This window comes from Ramlibacter aquaticus (assembly GCF_015159745.1).
GTDB classification, from domain to species: Bacteria; Pseudomonadota; Gammaproteobacteria; order Burkholderiales; family Burkholderiaceae_C; genus Ramlibacter; species Ramlibacter aquaticus.
On record NZ_JADDOJ010000002.1, the window covers coordinates 74787 to 88721 of the forward strand.

Genomic DNA, 13935 nt, shown 5'->3' on the forward strand with positions numbered 1-13935 from the left:
TTTTCCGGGACCGGAGCGGTTTAGCGCTTGCTGAACTGCTTGCGGCGGCGGGCAGAGTGCAGGCCCACCTTCTTGCGTTCCACCTCGCGGGCGTCGCGGGTGACGAAGCCGGCTTGCGACAGCACGGGCTTCAGCGACGCGTCATAGTCGATCAGCGCACGGGTGATGCCGTGGCGGGTCGCGCCGGCCTGGCCGGATTCACCGCCGCCATGCACGTTGACCATGATGTCGAAGCTCTCGGCATGGTTCGTCAGCATCAGGGGTTGCTTGACGATCATGATCGAGGTCTGGCGGCCGAAGAACTTTTCGATCTCCTTGCCGTTGACCGTGATCTTGCCGCTGCCTTTTTTCAGAAACACGCGGGCGACGCTGGACTTGCGACGGCCGGTGCCATTGTTCCATTCACCAATCATTCCGGGCTCCTCAGATCTCCAGCGGCTTGGGCTGCTGGGCGGTGTGCGGGTGCTCTGCGCCGCCGTACACCTTGAGTTTCTTGATCATCGCGTAGCCGAGGGGGCCCTTGGGCAGCATGCCCTTGACGGCTTTCTCGAGTGCGCGGCCGGGATGCTTGGCCTGCATGTCACGGAAGTTGGTCTGGTAGATGCCGCCGGGGTAGCCCGAATGGCGGTAGTACATCTTGTCCAGGGGCTTGGCGCCCGTGACGCGCAGCTTGGCTGCGTTGATGACGACGATGAAGTCGCCGGTATCGACGTGAGGCGTGTAGATGGCCTTGTGCTTGCCGCGCAAACGGGCTGCTGCTTCACTGGCAACTCGCCCGAGCACCTTGTCGGTGGCGTCAATCACAAACCACTCGTGCGTCACGTCAGCGGGTTTCGCGCTGAACGTTTTCATGAGATTTCCTGTGGTTTGTCGTGCCCTTTTCCACGGTCGGTGTCGCTCTTCTGGCGACCTCTTAGGTGGGGTCATCCGGCCCGGCCTTGCGGCCTCGCCGAACCTCCGCCGCGGGGCATCATTCGCTGCGGAGCCTGAGATTATACGAAGAATCAATCACTTAGCGCAATGAGCGGGCCCCGGGCCGGGTAGCATAGGGGGATGTTCAGCTACCGCCATGCCTTCCATGCCGGCAACCACGCCGACGTGCTCAAGCACATGGCCCTGGTGGCCGTGCTGCGCCACATGACCCGCAAGGACGCCGCCCTGATGGTGGTGGACACGCACGCGGGCGCCGGCCTGTACCGGCTGGACGACGAATTCGCCGGCACCTCCGGCGAGGCGCAGGCCGGTGTGCTGCGGCTGGCCGAAGGCGCGGCCGGGCTGCCCAGCCCGGCGCCCCTGCTGGCCGACTACCTGGCCCTGGTGCGCGGCTTCAACCGCGGCCCCGAGCTGCGCATCTACCCGGGCTCGCCCTTCATCGTCCAGCACCTGCTGCGCACCGAGGCACGCGACAAGCTCAAGCTTTTCGAGCTGCACCCCAGCGACAGCCGGGCGCTGGCGGGCAACGTGGCCCAGCTGCAGGCCGGCCGCCAGGTGACCGTGACGCGCCAGGACGGCTTCGAGGGCCTCAAGGCCCTGCTGCCGCCGCCCTCGCGCCGCGGCCTGGTGCTGGTGGACCCCAGCTACGAGATCAAGTCCGACTACGGCAAGGTGATCACCTGCGTGCAGGACGCACTGCAGCGCTTTGCCACCGGCACCTACTTCATCTGGTACCCGGTCATCCCCCGGCCGGAGGCGCACGACCTGCCGCGCCGGCTGAAGACCGTGTGCAACCGCGCCGGCAAGGCTTGGCTGCATGCCACGCTGGCGATCGGCCACGAGGAGACCGGACCCGCCGCCCTGGCACCGGAGGAGCGCCGGGACCCGGGCATGAGCGCCAGCGGCATCTTCGTGGTCAACCCGCCGCACACCCTGCGCGCCGACCTCGAGGCCGCCCTGCCCCAGGTGGTGCAGCTGCTGGGCCGCGGCCGCGGCCAGGGCCACCTGGTCGAATCGGCCGGCTGAGGGCGCGCCGCTCAGCGCGGCAACCCCAGCAGCATGGCCCAGCGGCGCTCCCAGGGGCCGCGCGGGCTGTCCGCGCACCCCACGCCCACCTCGCGCAGGCGGCCATCCATCAGGTTGAGGCAATGCGGCGGGCTGCCCAGCCAGAGGCGCACCGCGCCGGCGGCGTCCAGGTCCCCCAAGGCGATGTTCTCGGCCAGGTCCCGGTACCGGTAGCCCTGGCTGCGCGCGCGGTCGCCGGGCCGTGCGCCTTCCGGGCTCAGGTGCTCGAAGTAATCACGCCTTGCCATGTCCGCTGCGTGCCCGGCGGAGGCGGCCGCGAGCGCAGGGCTCCAGCGCATCGGCGGCGCCGGCGGCATCGCCTGGCGGCCGCAGCGCGCGCCCCGGGCCCGGGCCCGGTTGATCGCGTCCAGCGCCGGCCCGGCCAGCGCGCCGGGCGCGCAGCCGCCCTGCGCCAGGGCCAGGCCCGGCAGCAGGGCGATGAAAAGAAAAAGGGCTCCCCTGCGGGAGCCCCTGTCGCGGACCCGTCGCACCCGGCCAGTGTGTCAGCACCGGCAGGCCGCGGGGGTGAGCGCGTGTTTCAGCCTCAGAAGCGCTTGCGGATGCCGACGCCGAAGCTGGTGCCGCTGCTGGCGCCGGTGATCTCGTCACGCATCAGGGCGGCGTACAGGTCGGTCTGCTTGGACAGGAAGTAGTCGTAGCCGAAGGACGCGGTCTTGCGGTCTTCGCCGGTGCTCAGCTTGGTCTTGGCCCAGGCGGCCATCAGCGAGCCGGCGCCCAGCGGCGCGGAGGCGCCCAGGGACAGGGTCTTGGCGCTGGGCAGCGCGGCGTCGTCGGACTCGGCCTTGCCGTAGGTGCCGAACAGCTTCACGACCTTGAAGTCGTAGGAGGCGCCGACCATCCAGTCCTTCTTCACGTCCTTGGTGCTGAACTGCGACACGACCGGGTTGTTCAGCTGGTCACGCTCGTAGAAGGCGGTCGCGGCGAAGGGGCCGTTGAAGTACAGCGCGTTGATGCCGACGTTGTGCGCCGAGCTGCTGGAGTTCGCCAGCTGGTAGTGCACGTTGGCGCTCAGGCCGTTGTAGTTGGGCGTGGTGTACAGCAGCTCGTTGGACCAGCCGGTGTCCGACGGGGTGGTCGCACCCCAGTTGGTGCCGTTGAACAGCGGCACGTTGGCGTGCAGCACCAGCGGCGAGAAGGTGAACGAGTCGCCGAAGGGGTTGAAGATGATGGTGGGCAGGAAGTTGGGCGCCAGGTTGCGGCCCAGGGCCAGGGAACCGAAGCTGCCGGACAGGCCCACGTTCGCGTCACGCGCGAAGAAGGTGTCGCCGGGGAAACGCCCGGGCAGGCCGGAGTTCACCTGCAGGAAGCTGGTCAGCGCGAAGTTGGCCTTCAGGCCGGCGCCCAGGTCTTCCGAGCCCTTCACGCCCCACCAGGAGGTGGTCATGCCGCCGCTGCCCAGCGTCGAGGTGCTGGCACCGTCGCCGGCCATGCGGATGCTGCCCGCGTACACGTCCAGCAGGCCCTGGACCTGCACCGAGCTCTGCGCCGAGGCGCTGCCCGCGGCGAGGGCCAGCACGGCGGCGGCCACGAGGCCCGTCTTGAAGTTCTTCATTTCCACTCCTGGGTGATTGATAGGGATCTTGTGTTGTGCGTGGCGCGCCGCGCCCCGACCGCGATGTGCCCAGCAAAAGCTGTGCCGTTACTCAATGTAAGGGCTTCCATGAGCAGAAACCCTGACTCCTGCCTGCCAAGGCCGCGCGCTGCTGCGTCCGCGCAACACCGCTGCACAGAAAGACGACACCATGGTGACGAAATTAGCCGACCGATCGGTCGGCTAATCGCTATACTTGGGCGCCATGTACACCCAAGCCATGGACTTGCCGGACCCGCAGGCGCGCCTTGCGGCCGTCCCGGCCGCCGCCGCCGGCCGCGAGGCCGAGCTGCAGGCCCGCTTCGACGCCTGCATGGACGCCGACGGCCGCATCGAGCCGCAGGACTGGATGCCCGAGGCCTACCGCAAGACCCTGGTGCGCCAGATCAGCCAGCACGCGCACAGCGAGATCGTCGGCATGCTGCCCGAGGGCAACTGGATTTCGCGCGCGCCCTCGCTCAAGCGCAAGGCCATCCTGATGGCCAAGGTGCAGGACGAAGGCGGCCATGGGCTGTACCTCTACGCGGCCGCGGAGACCCTGGGCGTGAGCCGCGAGCAGATGCAGGACGCCCTGCACAGCGGCAAGGCCAAGTACAGCTCCATCTTCAACTACCCCACCCTGACCTGGGCCGACGTGGGCGTGATCGGCTGGCTGGTGGATGGCGCGGCGATCATGAACCAGATCCCGCTGTGCCGCTGCTCCTATGGCCCCTATGCGCGCGCCATGATCCGCGTCTGCAAGGAAGAGAGCTTCCACCAGCGCCAGGGCTACGAGGCCCTGCTCACGCTGATGAAGGGCAACGACGCCCAGCGCGCCATGGTGCAGGACGCGGTGAACCGCTGGTGGTGGCCGGTGCTGGCCATGTTCGGCCCGCCCGACAAGGACAGCCCCAACAGCGCCATCGGCATGCGCTGGGGCATCAAGCGCATCAGCAACGACGAGCTGCGCCAGAAGTTCATCGACGCCACCGTGCCCCAGGCGCAGGTGCTGGGCGTGACCCTGCCCGATCCCGACCTGAAGTGGAACGAGGCGCGCGGCCACCACGACTACGGCGCGATCGACTGGGACGACTTCTGGAACGTGGTCAACGGCAACGGCCCTTGCAACAAGGAGCGCCTGGCCACCCGCGTCAAGGCCCACGAGGACGGCCAGTGGGTGCGCGACGCGGCCCTGGCCCATGCGCGCAAGCAGAAGCAGCGCGCACTGAAGCAAGCCGCCTGACCGGCGCGGGGAGACGACGATGAGCGATGTCAGGAACGAGTGGCCGCTGTGGGAGGTGTTCGTGCGCTCCAAGCAGGGCCTGGAGCACAAGCACTGCGGCAGCCTCCACGCCTCGGACGCGCAGCACGCCCTGCAGATGGCGCGCGACGTGTACACCCGGCGCATGGAAGGCGTGAGCCTGTGGGTGGTGCCCTCGGCCATGATCACGGCCAGCCTGCCCGAGGACAAGGGCGAGCTGTTCGAGCCCGCAGCGGACAAGATCTACCGCCACCCCACCTTCTACGAGATCCCCGACGACGTCGGGCACATGTGATGGCCACGGCCCCGACGGACTACCTGCTGCACCTGGCGGACAGCGCGCTCATCCTGGGCCAGCGCAACGCGGAATGGTGCGGCCACGGCCCGGTGCTGGAGGAGGACATCGCCCTCACCAACATCAGCCTGGACCTGGTCGGCCAGGCCCGCCTGCTCTACCAGCACGCGGCGGCGCAGATGGCCCCCGGCACCACCGAGGACAGCCTGGCCTACTTCCGCGATCCGGGCGAATTCCGCAACCTCACGCTGCTGGAGCTGCCGCACCACGGCCCGCTGGCGGGCACCGCCGCCGCCGACCGCGACTACGCCACCACCATCACCCGCAACTTCCTCTACGGCGCCTTCATGGTGCTGCTGTGGGAGGCCTTGCAGGCCAGCCGCGACCCCCAGCTGGCCGCCATCGCCGCCAAGTCCCTGAAGGAGACGCGCTACCACCTGCGCCATGCCCGCGACTGGCTGGTGCGCCTGGGCGACGGCACCGACGAGTCGCAGCGCCGCACGCAGGCCGCGCTGGCGCACCTGATGCCCTACACCCAGGAGTTCTGGACGCCGGGCGCCGCCGAGCGCGAGGCCGTGGCGAACGGCACCGGCGTGGACACCGCCCTGCTGCGCGAGGCCTGGGACGCGATGGTCGACGACGCACTCGACGAGGCCACGCTCGCGCGCCCGCCCGCCATCGGCCATGTGCCGGGCGGCAAGCAGGGCCTGCACTCGGAGCACCTGGGCTTCGTGCTGGCGGAGATGCAGAGCCTGGCGCGCCAGCACCCGGGCGCGACGTGGTGACGCGGGCCGAGCAGGCCTGGGCGCTGCTGGAGGCCGTGCCCGACCCGGAGATCCCGGTGGTCTCCATCCGCGAACTGGGCATCCTGCGCGAGATCCGGGAAGCGGACGACGTGCTGGAGGTGGTCATCACGCCCACCTACAACGGCTGCCCGGCGATGTCCCAGATCGAGGACGACGTGAAGGCCGCGCTGGCGACCGCCGGCCTCGGGGCCCGCGTGCTCACCCAGCTCGCCCCCGCCTGGACCACCGACTGGATCACCCCGGCCGCGCGCGAGAAGCTGCGTGCCTACGGCATCGCGCCACCGGTGAGCAGCGCCGGCGCGCACGCGCTGCAGTTCGCGCGCCGCAAGCCCGGCGGCGATGCGGTGCCCTGCCCCCGCTGCGGCTCGTCCAACACCACCGAAACCTCGCACTTCGGCTCCACGGCCTGCAAGGCGCTGTTCAAGTGCCTGGACTGCCGCGAGCCCTTCGACCACTTCAAGCCCTACTGAGACCGCCTGCGCCATGGCCCTGCACTTCCATTCCCTGCCGGTCAAGCGCGTCACGCCCGAGGCGGCCGGCGCGGCGTCGATCACCTTCGCCGTGCCGCCTGCCCTGCGCGACGCCTACGCCTTCACGCCCGGCCAGTTCCTCACCCTGCGCGCCCGGGTGGACGGCGAGGACCTGCGGCGCAGCTACTCGATCTGCAGCCCGCGCCAGCGCTACGACGGCGCGCTGGAGATCGAGGTCGGCATCAAGCCGGTGGAGGGCGGACGCTTCTCGCGCTGGGCGGTGCAGAACCTGCAGCCGGGCAGCACGCTGGAGGTGCTGCCGCCCGACGGCCGCTTCACCCCGCGGGTGCCCGGTGCCCGCCACCGCGTGGGCTTCGCGGCCGGCTCCGGCATCACGCCCTTGCTGTCCATCATCGCCACCACGCTGGAGAGCGAGCCCGACTCCCGCTTCACCCTGGTCTACGGCAACCAGCGGGTGGGCAGCATCATGTTCAACGAGGCCCTGCAGGACCTGAAAGACCGCCACCCGGCGCGCCTGAAGCTGGTGCACCTGCTGTCGCGCCAGCCGCAGGAGCTGGCCGTGCTCAACGGCCGCCTGGACGAGGCCAAGGCCACCGAGCTGCTGCAGGGGCTGGTGCCGGCGGCGGACATCGACGAGGCCTTCCTCTGCGGGCCCGAGCCCATGATCGAGGGCGTGGAGCGCGCGCTGCTGGCCGCGGGCGTGGCGCGCGAACGCATCCATGCCGAGCGCTTCCTCACCGGCGCCCCGGGCGCTGCGGCGGCGCGCGCGCAGGCGCCCGCCGCGGCCGCGCCGGCCGACGTGCAACTGGACGTGGTGCTGGACGGCAAGACCTGGCACCTGGGCATGAACCACGACGGCCGCGTGCTGGACGCGGCCCTGGACGCCGGCCTGGACCTGCCCTACTCCTGCAAGGGCGGCGTGTGCTGCACCTGCCGCGCCAAGCTGGTCGAGGGCCAGGTCGCGATGGAGAAGAACTTCACCCTGGAGCCCTGGGAGATCGAGAAGGGCTTCGTGCTGACCTGCCAGGCCAGGCCCCTCACCCCGCGCGTGGTCGTGAGCTACGACGAGCGCTGAACGGGCGGCGGCCGCAGCCGCCGGCCCGGAAGCTCCTCAGAACCGCTTGCCGATGCCCAGGCCCACGAGCAGCGGGTCGACCTTGAAGGTGCCCAGCTTGGTGCCGGCCGCGGTCACGTCGGTGCGGATCTGCACCTTCTTCACGTCCAGGTTCAGCAGCCAGCCGCCGCCCAGCTCGTAATCGACGCCCGCCTGCGCGGCGAGGCCGAAGCTGTTGCGCTTGAGGTTCAGCTGCAGCGCGGACAGCGCCGGGTCGAACTGCACATCGGAGATGTTGGTGTAGTTCAGGCCCGCGCCCAGGTAGGGGCGCAGCTTGCCGAAACCGGTGAAGTGGTATTGCGCCGTGAGGGTGGGCGGCAGGTGCTTGAAGCTGCCGATCTTCGCGCTGCCCGCCGCGGTCTTGAGGGAGACGTCCTGCTTCTGCGGGTAGGTCAGCACCAGCTCGGCGGCGATGTTGGGCGTGAAGAAATAGCTGATGTCGACTTCGGGGATCGTGCGGCTGTTGATCGCGGCCTCGGTCGGCACGCCGGTCACGCTGGAGAGGGCGGCCTGCAGGTCCCCGCTGTTGCCGTTGGCCGGGTCCAGGTGCACCGCGCGGGCCCGGACGATCCAGTGGCCCGCGTCCTGCGCGGCGGCGAGCATGGGGGTGGCGAGGACGGCGGTGACAGCGGCGAGGGCGAGGACGGACTTGCGCATGGAAAGGACTCCTGTGTGTTGTGGAACGGGGCCTCGTGGCCCTGGGTCCATTACAGGCAGGCGCGCCCCGGCGCGATTTGCTGCGGCGCAAGATGCGCCACGCCCCGGCCCTGCGGGCGCCGGGGATTTGACCTGGGTCAGCGTTACCGCGGCCGGCTGACGCGCGGGCGCAACGGCGCGGCTGCGGGCCCTGGCCGGCTCAGAGGCCGAGCCGGCGGCAGATCTCCAGCGTCGCCGCGGCCTGGTTCATGGTGTAGAAGTGCAGCGCCGGCGCGCCCGCGTCGCGCAGCTGCTCGCACAGCCGCGTGACCACGTCCAGCCCGAAGGCGCGTATGGACGCGGTGTCGTCGCCGAAGCCCTGCAGGCGCAGCCGCACCCAGCGCGGGATCTCCGCGCCACAGGCGTCCGAGAAGCGCATCAGCTGCGTGGAGCTGGAGATCGGCATGATGCCGGGCACGATGGGCCGGTCCACGCCCAGCCGCCGCGCGTCGTCCACGAAGCGCAGGTAGGCATCGGCGTTGTAGAAGTACTGCGTGATGGCGCTGTCGGCCCCCGCGCGCATCTTGGCGGCGAAGGCCTGCAGGTCCTGCTCGGGCGAGCGCGCCTGCGGATGCACCTCGGGGTAGGCCGCCACCTCGACATGAAAGTGGGTGCCGGTCTGCTCGCGGATGAAGGCCACCAGGTCGCTCGCGTACTGGAACTCGCCGCCCGCGCCGTAGCCGCTGGGCAGGTCACCGCGCAGCGCCACCAGGCGGCGCACGCCCATGCCGCGCAGCTGCTGCAGCTGCTCGCTGACCCGGGCGCGCGTCGCGCCCACGCAGGAGAAGTGCGAGGCCGCGTCCACGCCCTCGGCCAGGATCTGGGCCACGGTGGCGAAGGTGCCCTCCTGCGTGGAGCCGCCGGCGCCGTAGGTCACGGAGCAGAACTCGGGCTTGAGCGCGTAGAGCCCCGCCCGCGCGGCCTTGAGCTTCTCGGCGCCATCGGGCGTCTTGGGCGGGAAAAACTCCAGGCTGATCGGGATGCCCGAGCGGGCCGGGTTGTTGTCGTCGGTGTGCGAGGCCATGCGCAGCCTCCTTTCTTGTGTCTCGTTTCAGGGCCTGCGCGCGTGCACGAAGAACTCGCGGTTGCCGTCGCCGCCGGCGATGGGGCTGTCGTACCAGCCCCCGAGCTGCAGCCCCAGCGCGTCGCAGGCCGCCTCGATGCGGCTGCGTACCACGGCATGGAGCGCGGGGTCGGCGACGATGCCGCCCTTGCCCACCTGGCCCGGCTGCAGCTCGAACTGCGGCTTCACCAGCATGAGCAGCTGGCCGCCCGGCGCCAGCAGGGGCACCAGGGCCGGCAGCACCAGCGTGAGCGAGATGAAGGACAGGTCGCCCACCACCAGGCCGAAGGGCTGGCCGCCCAGCGGCGCCAGCGTGAGCTCGCGTGCGTTCAGCTTCTCGAGGGCCGTGACGCGGCCGTCCAGCCGCAGCGAGGGGTGCAGCTGGCCGTGGCCCACGTCCACACCCGTCACGTGCGCGGCGCCGTGCTGCAGCAGGCAGTCGGTGAAGCCGCCGGTGGACTGGCCCACGTCCAGGCAGCGCAGCCCGGCGGGGTCCAGGCCGGCCGCCTTCAGCGCGCCCTCGAGCTTCAGGCCGCCGCGCGAGACATAGCGCGTCTCGGCGTCGTCCAGCAGTTCCAGCTCGGCATGCGCCGGGATCTCGTCGCCGTTCTTGGCCACGGGGCGCCAGCCGCCGGGCGCCAGCCAGCGCACGCCGGTGGCGATCAGGCGCTGGGCCTGCGACCGGGTGGCGGCGAGCCCGCGCTCCACGAGCAGCTGGTCCGCGCGCACCGCGATCTCAGTAGCGGTAGGTGTCCGGCTTGTAGGGGCCGTTCTGCGGCACGCCGATGTACTCGGCCTGCTCTTCCGACAGCTCCGTCAGCATGGCGCCGACCTTCTTCAAGTGCAGGCGCGCCACCTTCTCGTCCAGGTGCTTGGGCAGCACGTAGACCTTGCCCTGCTCGTAGAAGTCGCTGCGGGTGAACAGCTCGATCTGGGCGATGGTCTGGTTGGTGAAGGACGAGCTCATCACGAAGCTGGGGTGGCCGGTGGCGCAGCCCAGGTTCACCAGGCGACCCTTGGCCAGCATGATGATCTTCTTGCCGTCCGGGAAGATCACGTGGTCGACCTGGGGCTTGATTTCTTCCCAGGTGTACTTCTCGAGCGAGGCGATGTCGATCTCGTTGTCGAAGTGGCCGATGTTGCAGACGATGGCCTGGTCCTTCATGGCGGCCATGTGCTCGTGGCGGATCACGTGCTTGTTGCCGGTGGCGGTGACGAAGATGTCGGCCTTGTCGGCGGCGTACTCCATGGTCACGACCTTGTAGCCTTCCATGGCGGCCTGCAGGGCGTTGATCGGGTCGATCTCGGTCACCCAGACCTGGGCCGACAGCGCGCGCAGGGCCTGGGCCGAGCCCTTGCCCACGTCGCCATAGCCGCACACCACCGCGACCTTGCCGGCGATCATCACGTCGGTGGCGCGCTTGATGCCGTCCACCAGGGATTCGCGGCAGCCGTAGAGGTTGTCGAACTTGCTCTTGGTGACGGAGTCGTTGACGTTGATGGCGCGGAACAGCAGCGAACCCTTGGCGCTCATCTCGTTCAGGCGGTGCACGCCGGTGGTCGTCTCTTCGGTCACGCCGATGATCTTGGCGGCCTTGCGGCTGTACCAGGTGGGGTCCTGCGCCAGCTTGGCCTTGATGGCGGCGAACAGGCAGGTCTCTTCCTCGCCCTTGGGGTTGGCCAGGATGGAGATGTCCTTCTCGGCGCGCTTGCCCAGGTGCATCAGCAGCGTCGCGTCGCCGCCGTCGTCCAGGATCATGTTCGGGCCTTCGTTGTCGGCACCCTTGGGGCCGAATTCGAAGATGCGGTGCGTGTAGTCCCAGTACTCGGCCAGGGTCTCGCCCTTGATCGCGAACACCGGGGTACCGGCCTCGGCGATGGCCGCGGCGGCGTGGTCCTGCGTGGAGTAGATGTTGCAGGAGGCCCAGCGCACCTGGGCGCCCAGGGCCTGCAGGGTTTCGATCAGCACCGCCGTCTGGATGGTCATGTGCAGCGAGCCGGTGACGCGCGCGCCCTTGAGCGGCTGGCTGGCGGCGTATTCCTCGCGCACGGCCATCAGGCCGGGCATCTCGGTTTCGGCGATGCGGATTTCCTTGCGGCCCCAGGCGGCGAGGGACGGGTCGGCGATGACGTAGTCAGCGGTCGGTTTCAGGACGGCGTTCATGGTGACTCCAATGCTCGGTTCAGGAAGCCACTGCCGGCTGGCGGGGACGCGATCGCAGGGGGATGTGCGGCTCACCCGACAGGACAGTGGGTGAGCGTCGTTGCAGAGTTTCCGAGCCTCGCACCGCGTGGGTGCTGCAACGCTCCTCGGATGGGCGCAATTATAGGGTACAAGGGAGAAATGGCACTGCCCTCCCCCCCGATCGAACCCATGCTGGCCAAGGTGGCCGACACGCTCCCGCCCGAAGGCGGCTTCCTCTACGAACCCAAGTGGGACGGTTTCCGTGCCCTGGTTTTCTGCGACGGCAACGGCGTGCACATCCAGAGCCGCGACCTCAAGCCGCTCAACCGCTACTTCCCGGAACTGGAGCGCGCCCTGGCGGACCTGCTGCCCAAGGGCTGCATCCTGGACGGCGAGATCGTCGTGGCCGGGCCGCGCGGCCTGGATTTCGACGCCCTGCAGCAGCGCATCCATCCGGCGCCCTCGCGGGTGGCGCGGCTGGCCAAGCAGACCCCGGCGGCCTTCGTCGCCTTCGACCTGCTGGCCGCGGGCGGCAAGTCCACCCTGGCGCTGCCGCAGTCCGAGCGCCGGGTGCGGCTGGAGCGCCTGCTGGGCCAGGCCAAGGGCCCGCTGCACCTGACGCCCATGACCCGCGACCGGGCCCAGGCCGAGGACTGGCTGGCGCGCTTCGAGGGCGCGGGACTGGACGGCGTGGTCGCCAAGCCGGCCGATGCGCCCTACCAGCCGGGCAAGCGGGCGATGTTCAAGGTCAAGCACGTGCGCAGCGCGGACTGCGTGGTGGCCGGCTTCCGCTGGTACAAGGACCGCGAGGACGCCGTGGGGTCGCTGCTGCTGGGCCTGTACGACGCCGAGGGCGCCCTGCACCACGTTGGCGTGACCTCGGCCTTCACCCTGGAGGTGCGGCGCGAGCTGGTGGACCTGCTGGCGCCGCTGCGCGAGAACGCGCTGGCGGACCACCCCTGGCGGCACTGGAACCAGCCCGCCGGCAACGCGGCCGAGGCGCCGGACACGCCGGAAGCTTCCGCCGACGTGCTCGCGGATGCGATGGACGAGCCCGCGGCGGCCGGGAAGCCTGCCGTGCCCAGCCGCATGCCGGGCGCGCAGAGCCGCTGGAGCGCCGGCAAGGACCTGTCCTGGGAAGCGCTGCGGCCGGAGCGGGTGTGCGAGGTGCGCTACGACCACCTGCAGGGCGACCGCTTCCGCCACGCCACGGTCTTCATGCGCTGGCGCCCCGACAAGCCGGCGGCCGACTGCCGCTACGACCAGCTGGAGGTGGCGGCGCCCTTCGAGCTGGCGCAGGTGTTCAAGGCCTAGCCGGCGGCCCCGGGGCCGGGCTTGCGGCCACGCGGCCGTGACCCGGTGCCAGGCGCGGCCCCGGCCGCTTTCCCTGCGGGCGCATCCGCCTGCCGCACCGGAGGCTGGCCCGCCGGCGCGGCCCGGTGCGGCTTGCGATGGTAGGGCGGCCACGGGGCGTCCTCGGCGCCCTCGCGAGCCTGCCGCGCCGCGAGTTCCAGCAGCGGCGCGATGTCGCCCTGGGCCACCGCATCCAGGCCCTCGTGGGCATCGCCCAGCGCGGCGAAGCGCGCCGACGCGGTCTTCACGCTGAAATCCGCCGGGTTGCAGGCCGCCAGCTCGTCCCAGCGCAGCGGCATGGACACCCGCGCATCCGGCAGCGGACGCACCGAATACGCAGAGGCCACCGTGCGGTCGCGTGCGTTCTGGTTGTAGTCGATGAAGACGCCGTGCCGCTGGTCCTTCCACCAGGCGGTGGTGGCGAGCTTGGGCACGCGCCGCTCGATCTCGCGCGCCAGGGCCAGCGCGGCCGAGCGCACCTCGTGGTACGCCCAGCGCGGGGCGATGCGCACCAGGATGTGCAGCCCGCGCGAGCCCGAGGTCTTGGGCCAGCCCTGCAGGCCCAGGCCGGCCAGCACCTCGCGCGATTCCATCGCCACCTGCACGATCTGGCGCCACTTCACGCCCGGCACCGGGTCCAGGTCCACCCGCAGCTCGTCCGGGTGGTCCAGGTCTTGCGCGCGCACGGGGTGCGGGTGCAGTTCCAGGCAGCCCAGGTTGGCCATCCAGGCCAGCGCCGCCGCGTCGCGCGGCACGATCTCCTGGGCGGTGCGGCCGGAGGGGAAGCGGATCGTCGCGACCTCGATCCAGTCCGGCCGGGCCGAGGGCACGCGCTTCTGGAAGAAGGCCTCCCCGCCCACGCCGTCCGGGAAACGCTTGAGCACGCAGGGCCGTCCGCCCGCGCCGCGCAGCGCGCCCGGGGCCACCGCCAGGTAGTGCTGCACCAGGTCCCGCTTGGTCACGCCCGCCTCGGGGAAGAGCAGCTTGCCGGGGTGGGAGACGATGAGCTCGCGGCCCTGCACCTGCGGGACTTCACGGTCCGGATCGGCATTCGGCGTGGCCATCCGGGCACCGTAGCACCC

16 protein-coding genes and 1 riboswitch are annotated in these 13935 nt (G+C 70.5%); of the genes, 7 read left to right on the forward strand and 9 right to left on the reverse strand.

The features are described from left to right. Positions 1 to 20: 20 nt before the first annotated feature. A complete protein-coding gene (gene rpsI, locus IM725_RS00975; protein WP_193778689.1) occupies positions 21 to 413 on the reverse strand; it encodes a 30S ribosomal protein S9 in 393 nt (130 codons plus the stop codon). A gap of 10 nt (positions 414 to 423) precedes the next feature. Then, positions 424 to 852 (reverse strand): 50S ribosomal protein L13, encoded by a 429-nt coding sequence (gene rplM, locus IM725_RS00980; protein WP_193778690.1) that lies wholly within the window; start codon positions 850 to 852, stop codon positions 424 to 426. Between the two features lie 201 nt (positions 853 to 1053). Here rplM and IM725_RS00985 point away from each other — a divergent pair, with 201 nt between their 5' ends. Beyond that, positions 1054 to 1959 (forward strand): 23S rRNA (adenine(2030)-N(6))-methyltransferase RlmJ, encoded by a 906-nt coding sequence (locus tag IM725_RS00985; protein WP_193778691.1) that lies wholly within the window; start codon positions 1054 to 1056, stop codon positions 1957 to 1959. Between the two features lie 11 nt (positions 1960 to 1970). Here IM725_RS00985 and IM725_RS00990 read toward each other — a convergent pair whose 3' ends face one another. Both IM725_RS00990 and IM725_RS00995 read right to left on the reverse strand, forming a co-directional pair. Beyond that, on the reverse strand, positions 1971 to 2489 hold the full coding sequence (locus IM725_RS00990; RefSeq protein ID WP_193778692.1) for a CAP domain-containing protein: 519 nt from the start codon (positions 2487 to 2489) through the stop codon (positions 1971 to 1973). Between the two features lie 53 nt (positions 2490 to 2542). Then, entirely contained in the window at positions 2543 to 3571 is a 1029-nt protein-coding gene (locus tag IM725_RS00995) for a porin (RefSeq protein ID WP_193778693.1), read from the reverse strand. A 244-nt stretch (positions 3572 to 3815) separates the two neighbouring features. Between IM725_RS00995 and paaA the strand changes: the two genes are divergently transcribed. The 5 genes from paaA to paaE are packed head-to-tail and all read left to right on the forward strand — an operon-like array spanning position 3816 to position 7517. Then, a complete protein-coding gene (paaA, locus tag IM725_RS01000; RefSeq protein WP_193778694.1) occupies positions 3816 to 4832 on the forward strand; it encodes a 1,2-phenylacetyl-CoA epoxidase subunit PaaA in 1017 nt (338 codons plus the stop codon). A gap of 19 nt (positions 4833 to 4851) precedes the next feature. Beyond that, a complete protein-coding gene (gene paaB, locus IM725_RS01005; protein ID WP_193778695.1) occupies positions 4852 to 5145 on the forward strand; it encodes a 1,2-phenylacetyl-CoA epoxidase subunit PaaB in 294 nt (97 codons plus the stop codon). Further along, complete coding sequence (gene paaC, locus IM725_RS20245) at positions 5145 to 5930, forward strand: 1,2-phenylacetyl-CoA epoxidase subunit PaaC (RefSeq protein WP_227753476.1); 786 nt, start codon at positions 5145 to 5147, stop codon at positions 5928 to 5930. Before paaB ends, paaC begins: the two co-directional genes overlap by 1 nt. Continuing rightward, positions 5927 to 6421 carry a 1,2-phenylacetyl-CoA epoxidase subunit PaaD gene (gene paaD / locus IM725_RS20250; protein WP_407692491.1) on the forward strand — a complete coding sequence of 165 codons (495 nt, stop codon included), beginning with the start codon at positions 5927 to 5929 and terminating at the stop codon, positions 6419 to 6421. The genes paaC and paaD overlap by 4 nt, the downstream gene beginning before the upstream one ends. 13 nt (positions 6422 to 6434) lie before the next feature. After that, entirely contained in the window at positions 6435 to 7517 is a 1083-nt protein-coding gene (gene paaE, locus IM725_RS01015; protein ID WP_193778696.1) for a 1,2-phenylacetyl-CoA epoxidase subunit PaaE, read from the forward strand. Between the two features lie 36 nt (positions 7518 to 7553). Here paaE and IM725_RS01020 read toward each other — a convergent pair whose 3' ends face one another. From IM725_RS01020 to ahcY, 4 genes are all read right to left on the reverse strand, one after another. Next, a complete protein-coding gene (locus IM725_RS01020) occupies positions 7554 to 8213 on the reverse strand; it encodes an OmpW/AlkL family protein (RefSeq protein WP_193778697.1) in 660 nt (219 codons plus the stop codon). Between the two features lie 199 nt (positions 8214 to 8412). Beyond that, complete coding sequence (gene metF / locus IM725_RS01025) at positions 8413 to 9276, reverse strand: methylenetetrahydrofolate reductase [NAD(P)H] (protein WP_193778698.1); 864 nt, start codon at positions 9274 to 9276, stop codon at positions 8413 to 8415. Positions 9277 to 9303: 27 nt separating this feature from the next. Continuing rightward, positions 9304 to 10044: a TlyA family RNA methyltransferase gene (locus IM725_RS01030; RefSeq protein ID WP_193778699.1), complete on the reverse strand. Its 741-nt coding sequence runs from the start codon at positions 10042 to 10044 to the stop codon at positions 9304 to 9306. A gap of 7 nt (positions 10045 to 10051) precedes the next feature. After that, a complete protein-coding gene (gene ahcY / locus IM725_RS01035) occupies positions 10052 to 11479 on the reverse strand; it encodes an adenosylhomocysteinase (protein WP_193778700.1) in 1428 nt (475 codons plus the stop codon). Positions 11480 to 11564: 85 nt separating this feature from the next. Continuing rightward, positions 11565 to 11633, reverse strand: a riboswitch (S-adenosyl-L-homocysteine riboswitch). 26 nt (positions 11634 to 11659) lie between these two features. On the opposite strand from ahcY, the gene IM725_RS01040 reads away from it, so the two are divergent. Next, complete coding sequence (locus IM725_RS01040) at positions 11660 to 12814, forward strand: ATP-dependent DNA ligase (protein WP_193778701.1); 1155 nt, start codon at positions 11660 to 11662, stop codon at positions 12812 to 12814. On the opposite strand, the gene ligD is transcribed toward IM725_RS01040, so the two are convergent. Beyond that, a complete protein-coding gene (gene ligD, locus IM725_RS01045) occupies positions 12811 to 13917 on the reverse strand; it encodes a non-homologous end-joining DNA ligase (protein WP_193778702.1) in 1107 nt (368 codons plus the stop codon). The genes IM725_RS01040 and ligD overlap by 4 nt on opposite strands. Between the last annotated feature and the right edge of the window lie 18 nt (positions 13918 to 13935).

Excerpts from the sequence above, each read along its gene's own strand:
- metF (WP_193778698.1), bottom strand. The coding sequence starts at position 9,276 with ATGGCCTCGCACACCGACGACAACAACCCGGCCCGCTCGGGCATCCCG.
- paaE (WP_193778696.1), top strand. The coding sequence starts at position 6,435 with ATGGCCCTGCACTTCCATTCCCTGCCGGTCAAGCGCGTCACGCCCGAG.
- paaA (WP_193778694.1), top strand. The coding sequence starts at position 3,816 with ATGTACACCCAAGCCATGGACTTGCCGGACCCGCAGGCGCGCCTTGCG.
- rplM (WP_193778690.1), bottom strand. The coding sequence starts at position 852 with ATGAAAACGTTCAGCGCGAAACCCGCTGACGTGACGCACGAGTGGTTT.
- paaC (WP_227753476.1), top strand. The coding sequence starts at position 5,145 with ATGGCCACGGCCCCGACGGACTACCTGCTGCACCTGGCGGACAGCGCG.
- IM725_RS00985 (WP_193778691.1), top strand. The coding sequence starts at position 1,054 with ATGTTCAGCTACCGCCATGCCTTCCATGCCGGCAACCACGCCGACGTG.
- IM725_RS01020 (WP_193778697.1), bottom strand. The coding sequence starts at position 8,213 with ATGCGCAAGTCCGTCCTCGCCCTCGCCGCTGTCACCGCCGTCCTCGCC.
- IM725_RS01040 (WP_193778701.1), top strand. The coding sequence starts at position 11,660 with ATGGCACTGCCCTCCCCCCCGATCGAACCCATGCTGGCCAAGGTGGCC.
- ligD (WP_193778702.1), bottom strand. The coding sequence starts at position 13,917 with ATGGCCACGCCGAATGCCGATCCGGACCGTGAAGTCCCGCAGGTGCAG.
- IM725_RS00995 (WP_193778693.1), bottom strand. The coding sequence starts at position 3,571 with ATGAAGAACTTCAAGACGGGCCTCGTGGCCGCCGCCGTGCTGGCCCTC.
- paaB (WP_193778695.1), top strand. The coding sequence starts at position 4,852 with ATGAGCGATGTCAGGAACGAGTGGCCGCTGTGGGAGGTGTTCGTGCGC.
- rpsI (WP_193778689.1), bottom strand. The coding sequence starts at position 413 with ATGATTGGTGAATGGAACAATGGCACCGGCCGTCGCAAGTCCAGCGTC.
- ahcY (WP_193778700.1), bottom strand. The coding sequence starts at position 11,479 with ATGAACGCCGTCCTGAAACCGACCGCTGACTACGTCATCGCCGACCCG.